General features: G+C 45.8%; 19 protein-coding genes. 9 read left to right on the top strand and 10 right to left on the bottom strand.

Features of this window, described 5'->3' with window-relative positions:
• Window positions 1-8: 8 nt before the first annotated feature.
• Together ettA and NBH06_RS02030 are read left to right on the top strand one after the other, a co-directional pair.
• A complete protein-coding gene (ettA, locus tag NBH06_RS02035) occupies window positions 9-1,694 on the top strand; it encodes an energy-dependent translational throttle protein EttA (protein ID WP_040295831.1) in 1,686 nt (561 codons plus the stop codon).
• On the top strand, window positions 1,691-1,960 hold the full coding sequence (locus tag NBH06_RS02030; RefSeq protein ID WP_215664386.1) for a hypothetical protein: 270 nt from the start codon (window positions 1,691-1,693) through the stop codon (window positions 1,958-1,960). The genes ettA and NBH06_RS02030 overlap by 4 nt, the downstream gene beginning before the upstream one ends.
• A gap of 258 nt (window positions 1,961-2,218) precedes the next feature.
• On the opposite strand, the gene NBH06_RS02025 is transcribed toward NBH06_RS02030, so the two are convergent.
• From NBH06_RS02025 to NBH06_RS02015, 3 genes are read right to left on the bottom strand one after another with little or no spacing between them, the layout of a single operon-like run.
• Window positions 2,219-3,406: a D-alanine--D-alanine ligase family protein gene (locus tag NBH06_RS02025; protein ID WP_008861073.1), complete on the bottom strand. Its 1,188-nt coding sequence runs from the start codon at window positions 3,404-3,406 to the stop codon at window positions 2,219-2,221.
• A 48-nt stretch (window positions 3,407-3,454) separates the two neighbouring features.
• A complete protein-coding gene (locus NBH06_RS02020) occupies window positions 3,455-5,017 on the bottom strand; it encodes a UDP-N-acetylmuramoyl-tripeptide--D-alanyl-D-alanine ligase (RefSeq protein ID WP_250792534.1) in 1,563 nt (520 codons plus the stop codon).
• Window positions 5,014-5,793, bottom strand: coding sequence for an alpha/beta fold hydrolase (locus tag NBH06_RS02015; protein WP_021891018.1), 780 nt, complete (start codon window positions 5,791-5,793; stop codon window positions 5,014-5,016). Before NBH06_RS02015 ends, NBH06_RS02020 begins: the two co-directional genes overlap by 4 nt.
• 238 nt (window positions 5,794-6,031) lie before the next feature.
• On the opposite strand from NBH06_RS02015, the gene ligA reads away from it, so the two are divergent.
• The 6 genes from ligA to NBH06_RS01985 all read left to right on the top strand — a co-directional run bounded on the left by ligA (window position 6,032) and on the right by NBH06_RS01985 (window position 14,290).
• A complete protein-coding gene (ligA, locus tag NBH06_RS02010; protein WP_250792532.1) occupies window positions 6,032-8,041 on the top strand; it encodes an NAD-dependent DNA ligase LigA in 2,010 nt (669 codons plus the stop codon).
• A gap of 11 nt (window positions 8,042-8,052) precedes the next feature.
• Window positions 8,053-8,634 carry a DUF6913 domain-containing protein gene (locus NBH06_RS02005; RefSeq protein ID WP_046412224.1) on the top strand — a complete coding sequence of 194 codons (582 nt, stop codon included), beginning with the start codon at window positions 8,053-8,055 and terminating at the stop codon, window positions 8,632-8,634.
• Window positions 8,635-8,667: 33 nt separating this feature from the next.
• Window positions 8,668-9,561: a 4-hydroxy-tetrahydrodipicolinate synthase gene (dapA, locus tag NBH06_RS02000; protein WP_046412225.1), complete on the top strand. Its 894-nt coding sequence runs from the start codon at window positions 8,668-8,670 to the stop codon at window positions 9,559-9,561.
• Window positions 9,562-9,823: 262 nt separating this feature from the next.
• Entirely contained in the window at window positions 9,824-10,069 is a 246-nt protein-coding gene (gene rbp / locus NBH06_RS01995) for an RNA-binding regulator (RefSeq protein ID WP_021891022.1), read from the top strand.
• Between the two features lie 281 nt (window positions 10,070-10,350).
• Window positions 10,351-13,341 carry an AAA domain-containing protein gene (locus NBH06_RS01990; protein WP_250792530.1) on the top strand — a complete coding sequence of 997 codons (2,991 nt, stop codon included), beginning with the start codon at window positions 10,351-10,353 and terminating at the stop codon, window positions 13,339-13,341.
• A 1-nt stretch (window position 13,342) separates the two neighbouring features.
• Window positions 13,343-14,290: a DNA-methyltransferase gene (locus tag NBH06_RS01985; protein ID WP_008861065.1), complete on the top strand. Its 948-nt coding sequence runs from the start codon at window positions 13,343-13,345 to the stop codon at window positions 14,288-14,290.
• Between the two features lie 116 nt (window positions 14,291-14,406).
• Here the strand turns inward: NBH06_RS01985 and NBH06_RS01980 are convergent, their stop codons facing one another.
• From NBH06_RS01980 to metA, 5 genes are all read right to left on the bottom strand, one after another.
• Window positions 14,407-14,820, bottom strand: coding sequence for a hypothetical protein (locus tag NBH06_RS01980; protein WP_021891024.1), 414 nt, complete (start codon window positions 14,818-14,820; stop codon window positions 14,407-14,409).
• A 29-nt stretch (window positions 14,821-14,849) separates the two neighbouring features.
• A complete protein-coding gene (locus NBH06_RS01975) occupies window positions 14,850-16,553 on the bottom strand; it encodes a S1 family peptidase (protein WP_021891025.1) in 1,704 nt (567 codons plus the stop codon).
• 90 nt (window positions 16,554-16,643) lie between these two features.
• Window positions 16,644-17,216, bottom strand: a complete 573-nt coding sequence (locus NBH06_RS01970) for a Crp/Fnr family transcriptional regulator (protein ID WP_250792527.1) — start codon at window positions 17,214-17,216, stop codon at window positions 16,644-16,646.
• Between the two features lie 61 nt (window positions 17,217-17,277).
• Window positions 17,278-19,107, bottom strand: coding sequence for a peptidase U32 family protein (locus NBH06_RS01965; RefSeq protein WP_250792525.1), 1,830 nt, complete (start codon window positions 19,105-19,107; stop codon window positions 17,278-17,280).
• A complete protein-coding gene (gene metA / locus NBH06_RS01960; protein ID WP_155012188.1) occupies window positions 19,104-20,021 on the bottom strand; it encodes a homoserine O-acetyltransferase MetA in 918 nt (305 codons plus the stop codon). The genes NBH06_RS01965 and metA overlap by 4 nt, the downstream gene beginning before the upstream one ends.
• Before the next feature lie 272 nt (window positions 20,022-20,293).
• Between metA and NBH06_RS13515 the strand changes: the two genes are divergently transcribed.
• Entirely contained in the window at window positions 20,294-20,425 is a 132-nt protein-coding gene (locus tag NBH06_RS13515; protein ID WP_262483652.1) for a hypothetical protein, read from the top strand.
• A gap of 221 nt (window positions 20,426-20,646) precedes the next feature.
• Here the strand turns inward: NBH06_RS13515 and NBH06_RS01955 are convergent, their stop codons facing one another.
• The gene (locus NBH06_RS01955; RefSeq protein ID WP_021891029.1) at window positions 20,647-20,940 is read right to left on the bottom strand and encodes a Dabb family protein; all 294 of its coding nucleotides are present in this window, start codon (window positions 20,938-20,940) and stop codon (window positions 20,647-20,649) included.
• A 15-nt stretch (window positions 20,941-20,955) separates the two neighbouring features.
• The gene (locus tag NBH06_RS01950; RefSeq protein WP_195342450.1) at window positions 20,956-22,572 is read right to left on the bottom strand and encodes an ABC-F family ATP-binding cassette domain-containing protein; all 1,617 of its coding nucleotides are present in this window, start codon (window positions 22,570-22,572) and stop codon (window positions 20,956-20,958) included.
• Window positions 22,573-22,693 lie beyond the last annotated feature (121 nt).

The following is a 22,693-nucleotide window of genomic DNA, read 5'->3' as shown; positions in this document are numbered from 1 at the left end:
TTTTTTATATGGCAGACGATAAAAAAATCATATTCTCGATGGTGGGGGTGAGCAAGATGTTCCCTCCGCATAAACAAGTGCTCAAAGATATTTATCTCTCGTTTTTTTACGGGGCGAAAATTGGTATTATCGGTCTCAACGGTTCGGGTAAGTCTACGTTGTTGAAGATTATTGCCGGAGTGGAGAAATCGTATCAGGGCGAAGTGGTATTCTCGCCGGGGTATTCGGTGGGGTATCTCGAACAAGAGCCCAAACTCGACCCTGAAAAAACAGTAAAAGAGATCGTACAAGAAGGGGTGCAACCTATTCTCGACTTACTGGCAGAATATGAAAAGGTAAACGAGTCGTTCGGTGATCCCGACGTACTCGAAGACCCGGACAAGATGGAGGCTTTGATCGCTCGTCAAGCCGAATTGCAAGACCACATTGATGCCTCCGATGCGTGGAACATAGACAACAAATTGGAACGGGCGATGGATGCGCTTCGCTGTCCGCCTGAGGATCAACTCGTAAAATTCCTTTCGGGAGGAGAGCGTCGTCGGGTGGCATTGTGCCGTCTGCTGTTGCAACAGCCTGATATTTTGTTACTCGACGAACCTACCAACCACCTCGATGCCGAGTCGATCGATTGGTTGGAACAGCATTTGCAGCAATATCCCGGTACGGTTATTGCCATTACCCACGACCGTTATTTCCTCGACCACGTGGCCGGGTGGATTCTCGAACTCGATCGGGGCGAAGGTATTCCCTGGCAGGGAAATTATACCTCGTGGCTGGAACAGAAGACCAAACGTATGGAGATGGAGGAGAAACAGGCGAGCAAGCGGCGTAAGACTCTCGAACGGGAGTTGGAATGGGTTCGTATGGCTCCCAAAGCCCGACAGTCGAAAGGTAAAGCTCGCTTGAACTCGTACGATAAGCTATTGAATGAAGACCAAAAGGAACGAGAGGAAAAACTCGAAATCTTTATTCCCAACGGGCCTCGTCTCGGTAACAAGGTTATCGAGGCTCACGGAGTCGCTAAGGCTTTCGGTGACAAATTGCTTTTCGATAATCTCGATTTCGTATTGCCTCCCAATGGCATCGTGGGTGTGATAGGACCGAATGGAGCCGGAAAAACCACGCTGTTCAAACTGATTATGGGACAGGAGGCTTGCGACAAAGGAACTTTCGAAGTGGGCGAGACCGTGAAGATCGCTTATGTGGACCAGACCCACAAAGATATAGACCCTGCCAAGACAGTCTATCAAGTCGTTTCGGGTGGACTCGAAACGTTCCGCATGGGTGGTCGGGATATGAACGCTCGTGCCTACCTCTCCCGCTTCAATTTTACGGGAGCCGATCAGGAGAAACTCATCGGGGTGCTTTCCGGTGGAGAACGTAATCGTCTGCATTTGGCTATGGCTTTGAAAGAGGAGGGTAATGTACTCTTGCTCGACGAACCTACCAACGACATCGATGTAAACACTTTGCGGGCATTGGAAGAAGGTCTTGAAAATTTTGCCGGTTGTGCCGTAGTCATCTCGCACGACCGCTGGTTTCTCGACCGTATCTGTACCCATATACTTGCTTTCGAAGGCGATTCGAAAGTGTTCTATTTCGAAGGTTCTTATTCGGAATACGAGGAAAATAAGAAAAAGCGTATGGGCGATGTGGAACCACACCGGGTGCGTTATCGCAAACTTATGGAATGATCAATTTGTTTTTTATAGAAGAAGTGGCGGGTCGGGAGGTTCGCCGCTTTTGTTTTATGGGGATAGTGGCTTTTGTCTCTTTCCGAGGTTGTAAATGGATTATTTACCCCCTCTATATCGCTAACACAGCTCCCCGAATGCTACGGGACACGGCAGGAGAGAAAGGATATGTCCGATATAAACCGGTAGGTGAGATGTCGTTTTCAATACCTCCGTCACTACGTGCCACCTCCCCTATGGCTAATGCCACACAGGGGAGGAGTTAAAAAATGTTCGAAGCGTATTTAGCCCATTTCCCCTGCCGTGTCCCGTAGCCTTACGGGGTGTTTCCGAAGAAATATAGGGAGGAAGTGCCCATAGGGCGAGGAGGTAAACTCTTCAAGTAAACATATTATCTTTTTCAGCTTTTCTATTTCTTCGCTGTTTTTCTCTATACCGCTTACACAGAACCTCGTAATACTACGGGACGTGGCAAGAGAGAATAATCAATTACTTGTATATCAGTTAGCTTTGTGGCTGTCTCTTTATGGTTGTTTTGCGCCCATTTTCCCACCTTTCAGCCCTTTGCCGAGGTTGAAAATGTTTTGGTCGTAGCTGACGGTCTTCATGGAAGACTCGCGTTTGCGTTTCAAGGCGAGGTCTACTAATTTGTCCATAAGCTGGTCGAAGCGTATGCCGGAGGCTTCCCATAGGTAGAACGAGAGGGAACCGGGAATGGTGTTGATTTCGTTGACATAGATGTCGCCGCTTTTACCGTCGATCATGAAATCGACACGGGCGACCCCGTGGCAAGACAACACCCGAAACGTTTCGCCGGCAAGGAATTGTACCCGTGCGGTATCTTCGGGAGAGAGGTCGGCGGGAATACGTTTTTGTGTGGCTTGCATGCCTTTGTTGGATTTGCCTCCACCCATGTATTTGTCTTCGTAAGTGAGAATATCGCCGCTTTTGATAGGCTCCTCGCATACCGAGGTACGGTAATCGTCGCAGTCGCCCAATACCGAGCAGTTGATTTCTTTCAGTTCTTCGACCATATCTTCGATAACGATACGGGTAGAGTATTTTTCGGCGACATCTACTTTGGCGATGAGTTCTTCACGATTATCGGCATGCGATATACCTACGCTCGATCCTAAATTGGCCGGTTTCACGATGACGGGATATCCCAATCGGGTCTCGATTTCCTCGATGAGCTTATCGCGTTGGGCGAACCATTGTTTGTCGGTGAACCATACGTAATCGACGATGGGGATACCGCTCTTTTCCATAATCATCTTCATGGTTATTTTGTCCATGCCGTTGGCCGAGGAGAGTGTGTTGCAACCGGCATAGGGTATACCGATGGATTCGAGTATGCCCTCGAATATGCCGTCCTCGCCGTTACTGCCGTGCAGTACGGGAATGACTACGTCGAGTTTTGCCCATATATTGTTCCCGAAAAGGGCTCTTTTCTTGCGGTAGAGGTTGTAGTCGCCGTATTCGGGAATCATGTAAACCTCGGCGCACATGTTTTGCAGGGCAGCCATGTCGCGATAGTTTTTTACTTCGAGCAGGGCATCGCCGCTGAACCAACGTCCTTGTTTGGTGATGTATATGGGTATGATTTCGTATTTCTCTTTATTAAAAGCATTGATGGCTTGGAGAGCCGAGATAACGGAGATTTCGTGCTCGGTGGAGCGACCTCCGAAAAAAACACCTACGGTAGTTTTCATAATTTTTTGTGATAAACTGTATATCTGGTTTGTGATAATAATCGAAATTTATTTGAACGTATCGGGCAGGTCGTTTTCATAAAGGACGGTGTCGCCCGGTTGTGCGATTTGTGCGAGCCGGGCTTGTGCGTCGGCAAAAGTGTCGGCAACGAAAACTTTGTCTTCCGGATAATTCTTTTCTTGCAATCCTTTCAGAATAGCCTCTCGATTGTATCTGCCCACTACCATGACGTAATCGCATACTTCGGCTATCTGCTTGCCCAAAAGGTAGTTATACTCAACTTGTTTTTCACCCAACTCGATCATACCCGGTGTGATGATGATGCGTTTCCCCTGTGTCATGCGCCGGAGTACGTCGAGAGCCATGCGAGCGCCATCGGGATTGGAGTTGAAGGCATCGTCGATAATGGAGATTCCGCCCGGTGTCCGCTTCATGTTCAAGCGATGTTCCACCTGTTCGATTCGGCTCACTCCATATTGTATCGAGGGAACAGGCACTTGCAGATGGCGAGCCGTGATAACTGCCGCCATGAGGTTGGAGAGGTTGCACTCGCCGATGAGTTTCGTGCTCAGTTCTATGCGTTCTCCACCGCCTACCACAGTAAAGCGGGTGGCATCTGTATCGTAGCGAATATCCTCGATATGGTAGTCTGCACCGGTATCGGCTATCGTATAGCGTTTCACGGGGACGTTTTCGACCGGCCGATTGGCTATATAGGGGAAGTCGTTGTTGATAACGGCCAATCCCGAACTGGGCAAAGCGTCGACCAGCTCGAATTTGGTACGTTGTACATTCCCGATCGTTTTGAACGATTCGAGATGCTGTTCACCCACGGCGGTGATAATGCCTATTTGAGGTGCGACGAGATCGCATATTTCTTTGATATCACCGATCTGTTTAGCCCCCATTTCACAGATGAAAATGTTGTGGTAGGGCTTCATTTGTTCCCGTATGGTGCGGATTACCCCCATAGGCGTATTAAAACTGCCGGGAGTCATTAACACGTTGTATCGCTCGCAAAGTATGCGGTAAAGGTAGTGCTTGGTACTGGTTTTTCCATAGCTCCCGGTAATGCCTATGACAGTTAAGTCTTGCATTTGGGAGAGAATTTGTTTCGCTTCGTCGTAATATTTTCGGTTGATTCGCTTCTCGACAGGTTGCATGATGATGTTGGCAGCCATCATGAAATAGGGGGCTAAGATAGCTATCGCCAATAAGGCTCTGCTACCGTTGGAAAGAGTCGTTAAGCCGGCTGCGAGACCTGCGACAAGAAGCGAGAGCGACAATGCGGCGATGTATAAGCGGGTAGCTCGTTTGGTGAAAACCAAAGGTTTTTTATATTTGGTTTGTAAACCTTTTACGCTTTTTGCCAAGACCACTGTAATCGTGACGATTTGTACGAATGTCGGCAGGAAGTTGGTTGACAACAGCAGCAATAGAAACAAATCGGTCAAACGGGATACGGTGGCGAAAGACTCTCCTTTTAACCAACGGTTGTATCGGTCGTTTCGGTAGGAATTTTGTTGCAACATTTGCAACTGGAATTTCATCTCTATTCCTGTATAAAAGAGCAGTGCAAGGAATGTGACGAGAGTGAGTATTTCGTTCATGATTTTCTTTTTATGTCGTCTTGTAAAAAGTTTTGTAAGACGGTGTTAAATTCGTAGGGCTTGTCGAGGAAGCTGTAATGCCCGGCATCGTCGAATGCTACCAGCCCGGCATCGGGAATCAGTTTCTCCATGATGCGGGCATCTCGCAATGGGGTGGCGGTGTCGTTTTTTCCCCATAGAAGAAGAACGGGACACTGGATTTTCGGCAAAACCGCTTTAAGGTCTTCGTTGACAACTTTTACTATTATATTACGCATGATACCTGTCAACGCGTTATAGTCTGCCGAACCCGATTTGCGGCGATAATTCTCGATCGTTTTTTCGGCTTGTTTTTTCCCTATTACAAGTGGTAAGACTTTTTTCCACAGTTTGAACGAGTAGACTTTCAGGTAGTATTTTAATGGGCGTTTGGGTTTAATCCCGGCAGCATCAACCAAAATAACTTTATGGGTTTTGTTTCGTGAGGCGTATAAGATAGATACCCGTCCCCCGAAAGAGTGCCCGATAAGAATTGGGGCTTCTATATTTTCGTCTTTTATGAACGCTTCGAGCATTTGCGTATATTCTTCCACGCCCCATATCGAGGGCGGAGTGCTACTTCCGCCGAATCCGGGAAAGTCGAGATTGTATACCTTGAAATGAGGTGATAGCAGTCGTTCTATCGACTGCACGGTCGTGTGGTTGCACCCCCAGCCGTGCATGAGGATAACCGGATAACCGTCTCCTTCGATGTTATACTGTAAAGTAACTCCACACAATGATTTCGACTGTAACATTTTCCCTCTTTTGCATTCTAATGCAAAGATACAAATAAGCGAGAGCCGAGCAAAATAAAGATTGTTTTAATTTCGTCTTACCGAGCGGAAGTATTTTCGAATACTTGCCTCTGCGCTTGCCTTTCACTATATTTGTAGTAGGATTCGTTTCGGCATAGCCAAGTTGGAAATATGATTTCCTCTTGTCTCTGCACTCAACTTTCACTATATTTGCCCAAAAACAAAACCTAATGTCCCTATGGAATCTCCCCAAGAAAAGATAGAGCGTTTACGTCGGGAACTCGATGAGCATAATTATAATTATTATGTGTTGAACGCTCCCACGATCGATGATCGTACATTCGATGAAATGATGTATGAGTTGCAAGGGTTGGAAGAGACTTTTCCACAGTATTTCGATCCCAATTCACCGACGCAGCGTGTCGGGAACGATATAAATCGATCTTTTTCCCAAGTGGAACATCGTTACCCGATGTTGTCGTTGAGCAATACCTATTCGATAGAAGAAGTATCGGCATTTTACGAACGAGTTCGTTCGGGATTAATGGGAGAGGATTTTGAATTGGTGGGTGAACTGAAATATGACGGAACTTCCATATCGTTGATTTATGAAGGAGGCAGATTGGTGCGGGCAGTTACGCGTGGAGACGGTACGCGGGGCGATGACGTTACCGAGAATGTGAAAACAATCCGCAGTATTCCTTTGCAGTTGCGAGGCAACGACTATCCCGACTCGTTTGAGATAAGAGGTGAAATATTGATGCCTTGGGCTGTTTTCGATGCTTTGAATAAGGAGCGAGAGGAACAGGAGGAGCCTTTGTTTGCCAATCCTCGCAATGCGGCGGCGGGAACGTTGAAATCACAAAACTCGGCTGTAGTAGCGGCGCGGGGACTCGATGCTTATCTGTATTATCTGTTGGGCGAAAATTTACCGGCCGATACGCATTATGAAAATTTACAATATGCTCGGTCGTGGGGATTTAAAGTTTCGGATGCCGTTCGCAAACTTCACTCCGTAGAAGAGGTGAAAGAGTATATCAATTATTGGGACATGGAGCGGAAGAATCTTCCCGTCGCTACCGATGGAATGGTATTTAAAGTAAATTCATTGCGGCAACAGAAGAATTTGGGATATACGGCAAAATCTCCACGTTGGGCGATAGCCTATAAGTTCCAAGCAGAAAAAGCCCTTACGCGATTGAATTCTGTGTCTTACCAAGTGGGACGTACCGGAACCGTCACTCCTGTCGCCAATCTCGATCCGGTATTGTTGTCGGGTACTATTGTCAAGAGGGCGACTTTGCACAATGAAGATATCATAAATGCTCTCGATTTGCACATCGGAGATATGGTTTTTGTGGAGAAAGGAGGCGAAATTATTCCTAAAATTACAGCGGTAGATACCTCCGCTCGTTTACTGATAGGAGAAAAAGTACGTTTTATTAAAGAGTGTCCGGAACCTGAGTGTAGGACTCCGCTGAAACGTATCGAGGGAGAGGCTGCATGGTTTTGCCCGAACGAAAAAGGTTGTCCTCCGCAGATTAAAGGGCGGATAGAGCACTTTATCAGTCGCAAGGCAATGAATATCGAAGGTCTCGGAAGTGAAACGATAGGTCAGTTTTATAGTTTGGGCTTGGTGAGAGACGCTTCGGACTTGTATACTTTACAGCCCGATGTGATAGCCGGTTTGGAACGTATGGGAGAGCGATCGGCACAAAATATCGTCGATGCGGTGAAACAGTCTTGTTCCGTTCCGTTCGAGAGGGTATTATTCGCATTGGGCATTCGTTACGTGGGCGAAACGGTCGCCAAGAAGTTGGCGTTGGCACTTCATTCGATAGACCGTATTATCGAGGCGACTGCCGAGGACTTGATTCGGATAGGAGACATAGGGGTGCGTATCGCTCAAAGTGTCGTAGCTTATTTCTCTGATGAGGATAATCTCCGTTTTGTAGAACGGTTGAGACAATATGGAGTGCAGATGCAAATTACCGAAGAGCGACTTTCGGAGAGAACCGACAAGTTATCCGGTGCGACAATCGTTATCAGTGGCACGTTTACCCATCATTCCCGTGATGAATATAAAGCTCTTATCGAACAGCACGGAGGTATAAATACGGGTTCCGTATCGGGTAAAACGACATATATTCTGGCAGGCGAGAATATGGGCCCGGCTAAACTTGAAAAGGCGCGAAAATTAGGAGTTCGGATTTTATCCGAAGAAGAGTTTTTGGAGATGATTCAATAAATAGATAATCCATGTTATTTTCGTTTATTACTAAATGGGCGATCAAGCGTCAGCTAAAAAGAAGACAGAGCGATGGGTTTTGTCCTTTCGGAGGGGCTAAGCGTTTGGTATTGATGGCTCAGGGCAAAGATGTTCAATCTCTTCTTCCCGGTATTCAGGAGATGGTTCGGGCGGGTATTGATGTCACGTTGGTTATAGATACACATCGCAAAGACAAGGTATCGGTAGAGGTTCCCGGATGCAGTCCGATACTTGTTTTGCAGACTTGTTGGTTGTTAAAAAGACCGACTCGGGCTTTCCTGAGAAATTTTGACAATAACGATGGAGATGTGTTGATCGATGTGTCGATTTCTAAATCCTTACCTTTATTATATTTGGCCGTACGTTCCCGGTCTATTTTTAAAATAGGAGTACCCAAAGGAGAAAGCAATCCGTTCAATTTGCAAATTCTTTTGCCGGAGTCGTCTCCCCGGGGAGGAGTAGCCGAAGATGGTGATACCGGAGTAGGTAGGTCGAAACCGAATGCCGGCGAGTTGTTACAGAGTGCTCTTTTTTATTGGAAGAAAATTGGTGTAAAAGAGAATAATCTGTAATTTTGGAATCGATATTTAAGAGGATATAAAACTATGGCGAGAATCAATTTAAGCGGAATGGGAGTGGCACTTATCACGCCTTTCAAAGAAGACGAAAGTATCGACTTCGAAGCCCTTTCGCGACTTATTGAATATTTGATACAAAATGGAACCGATTATCTTGTCGTGTTGGGAACTACTGCCGAAACTCCTACATTGACCGAAGAAGAAAAAACGGAGATAAAAAGATTTGTAGTAGAACGTACGAAGGGCCGTATTCCTCTCGTCCTCGGGTTAGGTGGAAATAATACGAGGGGTATTATAGACCATTTGAAAAAAGACGATTTTTCGGGTTATGATGCCATTTTATCGGTGGTTCCTTATTATAATAAGCCCTCCCAAGAGGGAATATATCAGCATTATAGTGCAATCGCTCAGGCGTCTAAATTGCCGATTATTTTATATAATGTTCCGGGGCGTACCGGCGTGAACATGAATGCCGAAACGACATTGCGCCTTGCCAAAGAATATCCTAATATAATCGCCATCAAGGAAGCGTCTGGAAATATTACTCAGATGGACGATATTATTAAAAATAAGCCTGCCGATTTTATGGTCATTTCGGGAGACGATGGTATTACTTTCCCGTTGTTGACTTTGGGGGCCGTAGGAGTGATTTCTGTTATCGGGAATGCTTTCCCGAAAGAGTTCAGCAAGATGGTGAGATTAGCGTTGAACGGAGATTTTCACAATGCTTTGTCTATTCATCATCGCTTCACAGAATTGTTCAGCCTATTGTTTGTCGATGGAAATCCGGCCGGAGTTAAATGCTTGTTGAATGCTATGGGATATATCGAGAATAAATTACGATTGCCACTTGTCCCTACCCGTATTACGACTTATGAGAAGATCAGGGCTGTCTTGCAAAGTCTACACTATATTCCATAAAATTTTTATGAGAAACGGAATGTGAGCCTTGTTCGGTAATAAGTGAAAGATTGATATATTTTCCCAAGAAATGAGATTTCTGTAAAAATAATTGGGAAAATAGATGATATATCCGAAAATTATACTTTAATTTGCTCCCGTATCGAAGCTATATGTGCTTACACAGAGATTCTCTTCTGTGAAAAAACGGGAGATTATTTATTTTAAGTTCATAAGAGTATCCGATGCGGAAGTTTTAATTTTATTCATTTATTTTTTTCTTATGAACATTTATCTTGGAAACCTCAATTATGGGGTTAAAGAACAAGACCTTCAAACCTTATTGGAAGGTTTTGGTGCAATCGATTCGGTAAAAATTATCGTGGATCGTGAATCTGGTCGCTCAAAAGGTTTCGGCTTTGCCGAGATGTCTGATGACGAAGCTGCCAAACGGGCGATCGAAGAATTGTCTGGTAAAGAATTTGCCGGTCGTGCATTGGTCATTAAAGAAGCTCGTCCGAGAGCTTAAATTTCACAAGACTCTTTGTATTTAGATTTACAATAGATTCTTTGGTGCGCAATCTGAAAAGATTGCGCTTTTTTTGTAAAATCAGAATTTATTCCTTCCCCCTGTGTCGCATAGCGATGGAATATACAAAGACAATGCCCGCTAATTATAGACTAAGCCTATTTTATCGCAAAAGAATTCACGATAAAATAGATCGTATTTATTTGGGCTGGTGGGGTCGAATGGGTATTTTTGTACTGAAATAAAAATCGGTAATATTATATAGAAGAATAAAGGAGGAGATGCACAGCTCGGAAGTAAAGGAGGATACACACGATTCGTTTCGTCGTATTACCGCAGAGGTAATCTGTGCGGGAGAAAATGAATTGCGGGTTCGTGTTGCGGCTCCCTCTTTACTCGGGGAAATGCCGGTGTGGATTCATCGGGACGGGGTGAATAGTGAATTCGACGAAATCTTGTGCTTGTTGGAACCCGGTTCTAAATTGAATTTGGTAGACGTTATTATAGTCGATGGCGGATTGCTCCCTCGTTTTCTTATATTGGAACCCGATTATTTGGTTGATGCCAGTGCGTTAGCCGAGTGTGTGCAGGAATATGGAACGTGTTGGCAACGTTATTTTTGGAATCGTATACGTCCCAAGACGATAACGGATTCTATTTTGTTGGGTAATGCCGTTAATTTGATTTTTGATGAATTGATAACGGCGAAAGATTTTCGGAGTGTAACTTTCGATTCCTTAATGCCGAAAATTTTTGCTCGTTACCCGATAGAATTTGTCTCGGCAAAGTCGGTAGATAGAAGATTTTTTCAGAATCTCCATAGTCAATTCGAGACATTGAAACGTATTCTGAGTACGGATTTTTCTGCTTTGGGAATAGACCGCCGAAAAGCGATGGTCGAACCTTCTTTTATCTGTGAGGCTTTGGGATTGCAGGGCCGTCTCGATTTTTTACAAGTGGAAAACGGCCTCTGTGGTATTGAGTTGAAAGCCGGCCGCCCGCCTTATCCCGAAAACGATTTGTCGAAAGTGTCGTTTCCGCATCGGGCTCAGTGTGCTTTGTATCAGTCGATGATACAAAGTGTACTTGGTGTAAAATTGGAAAACCAGCATTTCTATTTGTTATATTCTCGAAATTTGAACCCGGAAGGTTGCTTGCGTCCGGTGAAAACATCGACGAGGGAATTGCAGAAACTTTTGAATTTGAGGAATAAAATTGTGTCTGTCGAACGGGATATATCTCGATATGGATATGTACAGGCTGAATGGTTGGTAAGTCGGCTGACCGCCGATAACCTCATTCCCCGGCCCAGTCTGTTTACCGAGCAGTATATTCGTCCCGAGATAGACTGTGGCCGCAGGAGATTGGAGCGACGAGACGATAACGATTTGGCTCTGCGATATTTCTATCGGTTTTATGCGTTTGTTTCGCGAGAACATTATTTGTCGAAAATCGGCTATCCTTCGGGTAGCGGAATTTCCGGCGTTGCTTCTTTGTGGCGAATGACTCGGGACGAAAAAGAGAGGGAAGGCTATATGTTTTCAGGACTGCGGTTGGTTCGAAATTGTGCGGCGGAAGATATTCCCGAAGTCGAATTTATTTTGCCGGGAAATACGCCGTCTCCCGATTTCAGACTGGGTGATATTGTTTTGTTCTATGTGTGCGATACCGATGCCGATAGAGTATCTACCCGACAAGTTTTCAAGGCGACGATCGCTTCTATGACGGCCGACCGTGTCGTGTTGAGATTACGGGATAACCAATCGTATGCCGAGGCATTGCCGATAGCTTCTTGTTATGCGGTAGAACACGATTATGTAGATTCTTCGTTTTTGTTACAGTACAAAGGTTTGTATGCGATGTTGGATGCCTCTCCGCATCGCAGGGGTTTGTTGGTCGGCGAGGCGGGAGAGTCGCCAGTCCGAAATATGTCTCGTCGATTGTCCTATGAATATGACAGTCCCGATTTATCCCGTATTTTATTAAAAGCTCTGCAAGCCGAGGATTATTTTCTGTTGGTCGGGCCTCCGGGAACAGGAAAAACTTCGGTGGCGTTGCGGAATATGGTGAGGGAGTTTTTGGCTATTCCGGATTACCAGATTTTATTGGTGGCTTTTACCAACCGTGCGGTAGATGAAATCTGCGATAAGTTGGAAACGATAGGTGAGGTCGATGATTATATTCGGGTAGGACAGACTCTTTCATGTGATGTCGCATACCGTTCTCACTTGTTGTCCGAGCGCATGAAGCAATGTCGGAATAGGGAGGAGGCGAACCGTTCGATACACTCTTGCCGCGTGTTTGTGGCTACCTTGTCTTCTTTGTCGGGGAAGATGGAGCTTTTTAATCTGAAACGATTCGATGTGGCTATTGTCGATGAGGCTTCACAGATATTGGAACCTCAACTCGTAGGGCTGTTATCTGCCAAGACCCCTACGGGACGGGATGCCATAGGTAAATTTATTTTGATAGGAGACCATAAACAGTTGCCCGCCGTTGTCGTGCAGTCTGCGGAAGAGTCTGTTATCACCGATGAACGGTTGCGTTCGGCCGGGTTTGTCGATTGTCGTATTTCTTTATTCGAGCGGCTGTACCGGCGATTGCCCGAAGGTTCTCCTTTTGCCGATATGCTCGATTGCCAATGGCGAATGCATCCCGATATTGCATCGTTTGCCAATACTTATTTTTATAAAGGGGCGTTGCGCGATGGAAATGCCCCCCATCAAATATCTTTACTGCCTTTTACGAATATGGGCGATGATAAGTGGGAAAGAGTAATCGCGACGAAGAGGACGGCTTTTTTCCCGACGAAGACTCTTTGTGCCGGGAAAAAATATAATAATGAGGAGGCTTGCAAAACCGCTGCCATTGTAAATGCTTTGTATAGATTGTACGAACGTAACGGGTTGGAGTTCGACGAACGGTCGGTGGGAATCATTGCTCCATACAGACATCAAATAGCTCGAATCCGCCAAGAACTCGATAAATTCGGTATTTCTGCATTCGATACTATTCGTGTCGATACGGTGGAGCGGTTTCAAGGTTCTCAAAACGATTGCATCATCTACTCGTTCTGTGTGAACGACGAGTCGCAATTGGAGTGGTTGCCGAGTTATACGGAAGAGTCGGGACAACTGATAGACCGGAAATTAAACGTTGCGTTGACTCGTGCTCGGCGTCAGCTTTTCGTTTTGGGAAATTCGCGACTGTTGTCTCGGAATCCGATTTACCGGATTTTGATAACGCATTTGGAAAATATATCGAGTGAATAGTATGAGAGGGGAAGAACGGAAACGTGCCGGTAGAAACAGAACATTGTCTGTTACGGGCGAGGAGGTGGAACAGTTGAGGGATCTGGTCTCGACTTTATCGGATATCGAGCGGGGAGAAAATGTACTCAATAAAATAATACATGCCGATTTGTTGGCGATTATCGATCGAATCCCGAACGGTTTCGCCGACTTGGCGATTATCGATCCACCGTATAATCTGACGAAAGATTTTCATGGCATGAAGTTCGAGGCTATGGATAACGGGGCTTATATCGGTTATCTCGAAACTTGGTTTTATAAAGTTTGCGAAAAGTTGAAGCCGGACGGTTCTCTCTATCTTTGTGGCGATTGGAAATCCACATCGGCTTTGCAAACTGTGCTTGAAAGAGCCGGTCTCTCTATCCTTAACCGAATAACTTGGCAAAGAGAGAAAGGTCGGGGAGCAAGGAATAATTGGAAGAACGGAATGGAGGATATTTGGTTTGCCGTGAAGGATCGTAAGAATTATTATTTCGATGTCGAGGCTGTGAAAATGAGACGCCGGGTAATCGCTCCTTATCGGGAGAACGGACAACCGAAAGACTGGGAGTGTACGGAACAGGGGAATTTTCGTTCTACTTATCCTTCGAACTTTTGGGACGATATAAGCATACCTTTTTGGTCTATGCCCGAGAATACCGACCATCCTACACAAAAGCCGGAGAAGTTGTATGCCAAATTAATTTTGGCTTCGTCGGAGGTGGGCGATGTTGTTTTCGACCCTTTTATGGGGAGCGGGACGGCAGCCGTCGTAGCGAAAAAGTTGAACCGGAACTTTTGCGGCATAGAGCTTAACGAAGAGTATTGCCTATGGGCGGCGAAGCGTCTGCTTCTTGCCGATGGGAACAAGACGATTCAGGGCTACCGGGACGGTGTGTTTTGGGAGAGAAATAGCGGGGCGATGGGGTGACCTTTTCGTGATGGTCGTTCGTTCATGGAATAGAAATAGCAAAAGTCCGATTGAAAATACCTCAATCGGACTTTTTATCGCATGCTTCGAGAGCGATCGAGTGCGTTTCTCTTTCTCTATTGGATAGGTTCTGCACTTAAACTAAGAGCCAACGTGCCTCCTCCGTACGAGATAATAGCTGCTAATTTGTATTCTGTGGTTGTCTTTTTATAAATCCCATAACCGTCTTCGTCCACGAATCCGGCAGCTGTCAGTTTGGCGCAATATTTGGTTTTAAGCGATTCTTCACATTTGTAATCCATTATGATATATTGTAATATTCCATAGGTATCGTCGTAGCGGTGGTTTTCCAATTCACCGTCGTACTCCGGGAAATTGGTGAGGAACGGATACTTTTTTACTTCTGCTGCCCATGTGGTTTCTGATAATTGACCACCCAGACTTTCGTCATCGTCTTTTTCTTTGTCGTCGCAGCCGATGAATGCCATCATCAGCAACATTAGCGGACATAGCCATAAAATCTTTTTCATATTGTATGTGTTTTGGATAAAGTGATTCGTTAAAAACTTATTCCTATCGAGAATGCCAATCCTGAAAGAGTTTTCGATTTGAGGCGAAATTCCTCGTCGTCGAAGGGCTTCATGCGTTTGCCTATATAACCTATGTTGGCGAATACATAATTTTGATAACCGAACTTGTAGGCTATTTCCACACCGGTTCCGAATCCGTAATCGATACCGGTTAAATCGGATCCGAAGTAAAGCCCGCCCAAAATTTTGGCATACGGGACGAGATAGATAGGGCCGCATTTGACAGGTAATTGTCCGCCGATATTAAGGTCGAGGTCGAAGACATTGTGCGAATGGGGCTTTACGATTTCATTAGCTCCTTCCCATTCTGTCTTTTCGGTTTTGACTTTTAGAAGAGAGGCGGTGACTTCGTAGGTCATGAATGTGAGTATGGTGCGTTTGAACGCTATGTTGTACGACATGTCGAACGCATCATTATTGAAAGGATAAACGAGCCCTATATAGATCGATGTGCCGAATCCGTAACTTTTTGAGATACCGTTAGGCTCGATTCGACTGGCTTTGATATTTTCCGCAGCGCTCAACCGCCAGCGTCCTTGCTCCATGATCCATCGGGTGGAGATGTTTTTGTTGCCTGTGGTATATATAGCCTCGGCGGTCCTGCCGATGGAATCGAGAGCGGCCACGGTCGAAAAAGTATAGTTTCTCCCGGAGAACTGGCGACAGATAATATCGGACAATCCTATACGGATACCCTCCAACGGTTGCCCTTGCTCGAAGCACGATTTCATGGCATCTGTGGCAGCATCGGAGGCTGCATTGACCAAATCATAAAACGTGTTGGCCGAGATGTTCGATACATACCGATATGAAACGAATGGCATGACTGCCTGATAGGACGATTGGGCTGCTTTGAGCATGGCCGATGCTCTATTCGTGACTTCTGTTCGGGTAAGCAGGGATTGCGGATCGGTGGAATAATTTTTCAGGAAATCGTCGATGGCGTGTACCGGAATAGCAAAATTGGTATTTTCCCGGTCGGATGCTTTCCACGTATTGATTCCTACCACGGCAAATCCTGCGGCTGCATTTTCATCTCTTATAAGTAAGGGCCCGCCGGAACTGCCGGCATCGACTTGTGCCGTGTGTTGCACCAAAGGCAGTTCTTTTCCGTTGGTCAGAGATTTGATTTGGGCACTGGCATTCGATACGATTCCTTGCCCCAGCTGCCAAGAGGGTTTGTCTCCCAATGCGGGGAATCCGGCGCTGAATACGGGTGTGCCGTCGGTTATGCTCTTGTCTGTTATATCGAGCGTGGGAATATTGACCTCTTCCGGCAGAGCGATGAAAGCGACATCGAAGTCATCGTGCACACCCACTACGGGGCATGTCGCGAATGTTTTGGAACTGTTGCCCGGTAAGGAAAATTCGACATCGACGGTTTCGGCTTGTTCTACCACATGACGGTTGGTGATGATGTATAACCGACCGTCTCGTTTATCCCGGTAGGCAAATCCGGTCCCGAACGACCCTTTCCCGTAATTTTGCAAAATGTCGGCTGCCGCATAGAATCCGTCTTTACGTAACGATTTGCTGAAATCGGTAAGGAATGTTTGGGTACTTTCACTGAAATTGGGTCGAACGATCGCTATGGATTCGCGTAGGTTCTCTGCTGTCGAAGTAAAGGAGATTGTCGCAAGAATCGATAGGAATAGCAAAGTTCTCTTTTTCATGTTTTGCAGTATTAAATATTCTGCAAAAAAAGAACATATTTAGAAGAAAATTCTTGAATGAATTCAAGAATTACCCCCCCCCTTTTTTAATTAACTATTTTTAACTATTTTATTTCGGATATGGCTGATGGTTTCGGGGGTGACGTTTAAGAAAGAGGCTATTTTACACAGCGGTATTTCTTGTTCTATTTTGGGATAACGGGTTGTCAGTCTCCGATATCGCTCTTCGGGAGTTTTGCAGTAACTTTCCAATAGGCGGGAATAAACCATTTCGTAAAGGTTTTCAGCCATGAGGCAGTTATAGCGTAGGGTTTCCATATCGGTGTTGTAGAAATCGTGCAATGCTTGTCGGTTTACAGAAAATATCGTGGAGGGTTTCAATGCGACGATGTTCACCTGTGAAGCCGAGTGTCGCATGAAAGAGGTATAATCGGCCACGAATTCGTCGGGGAAGACAAACCCCACGTAATGTTCCTTTCCATCATTGTCGATGTGAGTATAGGCGAATGTTCCATCTTTGATTAGAGCGGCTTGGGACGAATACTCTCCTTGTCTTGCAAAAAAATTACCTTTTCGATAATGTTGTAGCTCCCCGTGTTCTTCGAAGAATCGCTTTAATCGGTCGAAATCATTACTTTCGAGATAGGTGTTGAATTTTGTCATGTATCGAAATGATAAGGTTTTGCAAATATAGCCACTTTTTTGAACGATGTATAGGACTGAGCTATAAAATGTCTTTTTTGTACAAGGTCATTTCACATGCCGTACAGTCGAAATGCAGTTGAAGCTTTTGTCCTTTATACAATAGGGTGAGGGGGTCGGGAAATTTGCTGCCGGCGGGGGTCTTTTTGCATATTCCCAGCATATGACGGATACAGTGACGGGTGAACATGAGGGGAACTCCCTTCGAAGGTTTTATTTCGAAGGCAGGGTCTATGCGGGTAACCCCGTGTTCGCGATAGAATTGTTCGGCAAGTCGGTTAGATACGTTGCCGAGGTAAGATAGCTCTGTCTGGGGATAACATACGGTTTTGTCTTCCTCTTGTCGCTTCTCGGTTCGGTAGGCAATACGTCTGATACGGTCGAGGGATTCGACCGCTTTTTGCCTGAGCTTTGAAAGTACGGAGGCCGGTATGAAGAAATTGTCGGGCAGGTCGATGTCTATTTTCAGGGCCGAGTAGGCGGTCGTTCCCAATTTGCCGAGCTGTTTTTTTTGAGTTTCTTGCTGAGGGGTTCGGGCGGTTTCGTGGGGTGCGTCTTCCCGTATGGTCGTGTGATTGCCGCATTCGTCTTTCATGTAAAGGGCATATCCTCCGGGAACGGTATAGAGGGTTATCTCTACATCGATTCTTCTGTCGGCGGAAGGACGGGAGAGTCGTTTGTCAAACTCGAAATCGAAGTTCCGATACAGAACCGTGTGAGGGGTTATCTCGATTCGGGAGGCCGAGAAGATTCGGTTCCCTTCCACTCGATTTACCCGTACACCCTCGAATTCCCCTTTGTTATTGGCGAAGCATAGTCCGTCTCCGTTGTGTATGGAAGTGAGTCCGGCGATCGTAAATGTGTTTTTATCGGATTGTTTGACTTTTCCTACGTATTCACCCAAAGATTTCGGGGTGTCGGGCGAGGCGATAGGTTCGGGCGTTCTTCCGTCCAAAAAATAGTGGGTGAATCCTCGGTTGAAACTTTTTTCGAGCTGGGGTGTAAATTCTATCGAAGAGTGTCCGGTCGAGGCTGTACGGTATTCGGGACGGCGTTTGAAAATCTTGTCGAGTTCCTGCCTGTAATAGGCCGTACAGTTTTTTACGTAGGCCATGTCTTTGAGTCGTCCCTCTATCTTGAAAGACGATACACCCGCATCGAGAAGCTCCTCCAATTTGTCGCTTTGATTGAGGTCCCGAAGAGAGAGCAGATGCTTGTCTTTGGCGATGACATTGCCTTTCCCATCTATGAGGGTATAGGGAAGCCGGCAGTATTGGGCGCATTCGCCCCGGTTGGCACTGCGTCCGCACATCGCTTCGCTAAGATAGCATTGTCCGCTGTAACTGACGCACAAGGCTCCATGCACGAAAACTTCGAGCGGGACTTGTACCGATCGGGCTATCTCGTTGATTTGCCCCAGTGAAAGTTCGCGGGCCAGTACGACTTGTGAAAATCCGCATTGTTCGAGGAATTTTACTTTCTCGGGTGTGCGGTTGTCGGCTTGGGTGCTGGCGTGCAGAGCTATGGGGGGAATGTCGAGCCGGGTGATACCCATGTCTTGGACAATGAGTGCATCGGACTCTATTTTGTATAATTCGTGAATGAGTCGTTCGGCGTCGCGCAGTTCGTCGTCCCGTAAAATGGTATTCAATGTGATGTACACCCGGGCATCGAATCGATGGGCGAAGTCGATGAGTCGGGCTAAATCGGCGATGCTGTTACCTGCGGTGGAGCGTGCCCCGAAGCGAGGTGCCCCGATATACACGGCATCGGCGCCGTGGAGAATCGCTTGCTGCCCGATTTCGACGTTTTTCGCCGGGGCCAATAGTTCTATGCGACGTACGGTTTTCATTGTATATCGTTCAGGTTGTAGGGCGTTTGTTGATATACGAAATAGTTCAACCAATTCGTGAAAAGCAGGTTGGCATGTCCCCGCCAGTTAACGATCGGATTGTTATCGGGATTGTTGTCGGGATAGTAATTTCGGGGGAGGGCAATGTCGAGGCCTTTCGCCAGATCGCGGCGATACTCGATGTCGAGCGTGAGAGCCGAATATTCGGAGTGCCCCGTGATGAAAAACTCTCTGCCGCAACGAGCCATGACCATATAAACTCCCGCATCCTCCGACTCGGAAAGGATTGTCAGGGATTTATCCTTTTCGATATCGGCTCGGCGTACCTCGGAATATCGGCTGTGAGGAACGTAAAACAGATCGTCGAATCCTCTGAAAATAGGATTTCGCTCGTCGTATTTATGATGGGCGAATACTCCGAAAAGTTTTTTATCCAACGGGTATTTGGGGATTCCGTAAAAATGGTACAGCCCGGCCAAAGCAGCCCAACAAATATAGAGAGTAGAGGTGACGTGTTTGTGCGCCCAGTCGAAAATCTCGACTAACTCGTTCCAGTAATCGACCTCCTCGAATTGTAATTTTTCGACAGGGGCACCTGTGATAATCATGCCGTCGTAGTTTTGACTGCGTATTTCGTCGAAGTCTTTATAAAATGTATCGATATGTTCGAGCGGAGTATTCCGGGAGATGTGTCCCGAAACGCTCATGAAATCGAGTTCGATTTGTAAAGGCGTGTTGGAGATGAGGCGTAATAGATCGGTTTCGGTAACTATTTTTAAAGGCATGAGGTTCAATATGAGCAACTTCAATGGACGAATGTCTTGTGCCGAGGCACGCAAATCGTCCATGACAAATATATTTTCGGCCTTTAATATTTCGACTGCCGGTAATGATGAAGGTATTTTTACGGGCATATTTTGTTATTATTTTAATCGAACAAAATTATAAAAAAATGAACGGTTCGGAAAATCTTTCTTGAAATAGTAATAAATTTTTGATAGTTAGATATTTATGGTTTGGTTTTAATATTGAAATAAGCGAATGGAAATATATAATTCATAAAAAAGCAATATATTTTTTATGTTATAAAACATATTTATTGCGAATTTGTTATTATATTTGTAGCGTAAAAAGAGTAAAAAGAATCCGTTTTTCACAAAGGGTGGAAAACAAAAAAAGCTGAATTATGATGAAAGAACAAATGACAGTAGAGATGCTTCGGTATCAGATAGCGAAGTATCGAGTAATGGGAAATGGCGCCATGTGCCAAGAGTTAACAGCCTTATTACAAAAAAAATTGGCAGCTGCGGTTGCCTGATTTTAGAAGAAAGTACAAGCCGTGATAAATGAATACGGCTTGGTAAAATACATCAAGAGCGAAAACCGATCAGGATTTTCGCTCTTGTTTTTTTATAGTACTCTCCTTCTCCCTTGCTGTGTCCCGTAGTTTTATGGGGAGTCGCGTTAACGATATAGGGAAAACATCTAAGAAACAGTGGTTTCTTAGGAGAGGGTTAAGAAGAATAGCTTAGAAATTTATCAGTATGTGTAATCCACGCATGCCCTGTCGGCTTTATGTCCGGCGAGGAGTGCGGCAGCGGCTACATGGGCCGGGTGTTTTGCGTAGGTTTCTACATCTTCCATTTTTTCTACGACCGCAGTAAGTACGATATCCCAACTTTCGGACGGGTTTTCATTGATGCCCACTTCTATACTTTTAAGCACGTCGATAGTTAGGGGCAGAGCCATCAAAGCATCTTTGAATTTATTCGCTACCTCTTTGCGTTCTGCCGGAGTGCCGGTCAGTTTGAAAGTTACAATATGTTTTATCATACCGAAAATATGTTTTTATAAATTGTAGAGTCGTTCGCGGGCGGCTTGCACCTTTTCATCGGTGATGTAATCGTCGTAGTCCATCATTTTGTCGATGATACCGCCGGGAGTCAGTTCAATGATACGATTGCAGACGGTCTGTATAAATTCGTGGTCGTGCGAGGAAAGCAGCACATTACCCTTGAATCCTTGCAGCGTATTGTTGAAAGCCTGTATCGATTCGAGGTCGAGGTGGTTGGTGGGGGAATCGAGTATCATGGTGTTGGCATTTTTCAACATCATACGGGCGATCATACAACGCATTTTCTCGCCTCCGGACAATACGGATGCCTGTTTGAGCAACTCTTCTCCCGAGAAGAGCATACGACCGAGAAAGCCTTTGAGATACAACTCGCTGGTGTCCTCTGAGAATTGTGCCAACCAATCGATCAGATTCATGTCCGTATTGAAAAACGAACTGTTATCGAGCGGCAGATAGGCCGTGGTGATGGTTTGTCCCCATTCGTAGGTTCCCGCATCGGCTTTCGCTTCGCCGTTGATGATTTCGAAAAGAGCTGTCATAGCACGAGGATCGTGAGAGATGAAAGCCACTTTGTCGTCTTTTTCGATGGAGAAGTTCACGTCTTTGAAAAGCAAAGTCCCTTCGATCGATTTTTCGAGTCCTTTGACTTCGAGAATTTTGTTACCCGGCTCCCGTGACGGAGTGAAAATGATACCCGGGTATCGGCGGGAAGAAGGTTGTATCTCTTCGATATTGAGCTTTTCGAGCATCTTTTTACGGCTGGTCGTCTGTTTCGATTTGGCGACATTGGCACTGAACCTCTGGATAAATTCGAGCAATTCTTTTCGCTTTTCTTCGGCTTTCTTGTTTTGTTGCTGTTGTTGACGCAGAGCCAACTGGCTGGATTCGTACCAGAAACTGTAATTCCCGGCGAAAAGTTGTACTTTGCCGAAGTCGATATCTACGGTGTGCGTACATACCGAATCGAGGAAGTGCCGGTCGTGCGAAACGACCAATACGGTATTTTCGAAGTTGGCGAGGTAGTTTTCGAGCCACATCACCGTTTCGAGGTCGAGGTCATTGGTGGGCTCGTCGAGCAGCAAGTTGTCCGGGTGACCGAACAATGCTTTTGCCAACAATACCCGTACTTTTTCCTTACCGCTCAAATCTTTCATGAGCATGTAGTGTTTGTTTTCCTTGATACCCAGTCCGCTAAGCAGGGAAGCTGCATCGCTTTCGGCATTCCAACCTTCGAGTTCGGCGAATTTCTCTTCGAGTTCGGCTGCGCGGATACCGTCCGCATCGCTGAAATCGGGTTTGGCGTACAAGGCATCTTTTTCCTGCATGATGTCCCATAGAACGGTATGCCCCATCAGCACGGTATTGATGACGGTAAATTCATCGAACGCAAAGTGATCCTGACTCAATACAGAGAGGCGTTCACCCGGCCCCAGAGTCACAGTACCGTGAGAGGGTTCGAGTTGATTGCTCAAAATACGCATGAGGGTCGATTTGCCGGCTCCGTTAGCTCCGATAATGCCATAGCAGTTTCCCGGAGTAAACTTTAAATTAACCTCTTGAAAAAGAACTCTTTTACCAAATTGAATACCTAAATTGTTAACCGTTATCATCTTTTACCTTTTCGTGTTTGCCGGGTGGAACGGGGAGAGAGACGAATATCGCTCGATAGTGCCGAAGCCCGGTTCTTGTTTTTTCGATTGGCAAAGGTAGCTCTTTTTTTCGAGATATGAA

Source organism: Barnesiella sp. B2-R-119 (genome assembly GCF_023656675.1).
Classification (GTDB): Bacteria; Bacteroidota; Bacteroidia; order Bacteroidales; family Barnesiellaceae; genus Barnesiella; species Barnesiella intestinihominis.
This window is presented reverse-complemented; position numbering and strand designations above follow the sequence as displayed.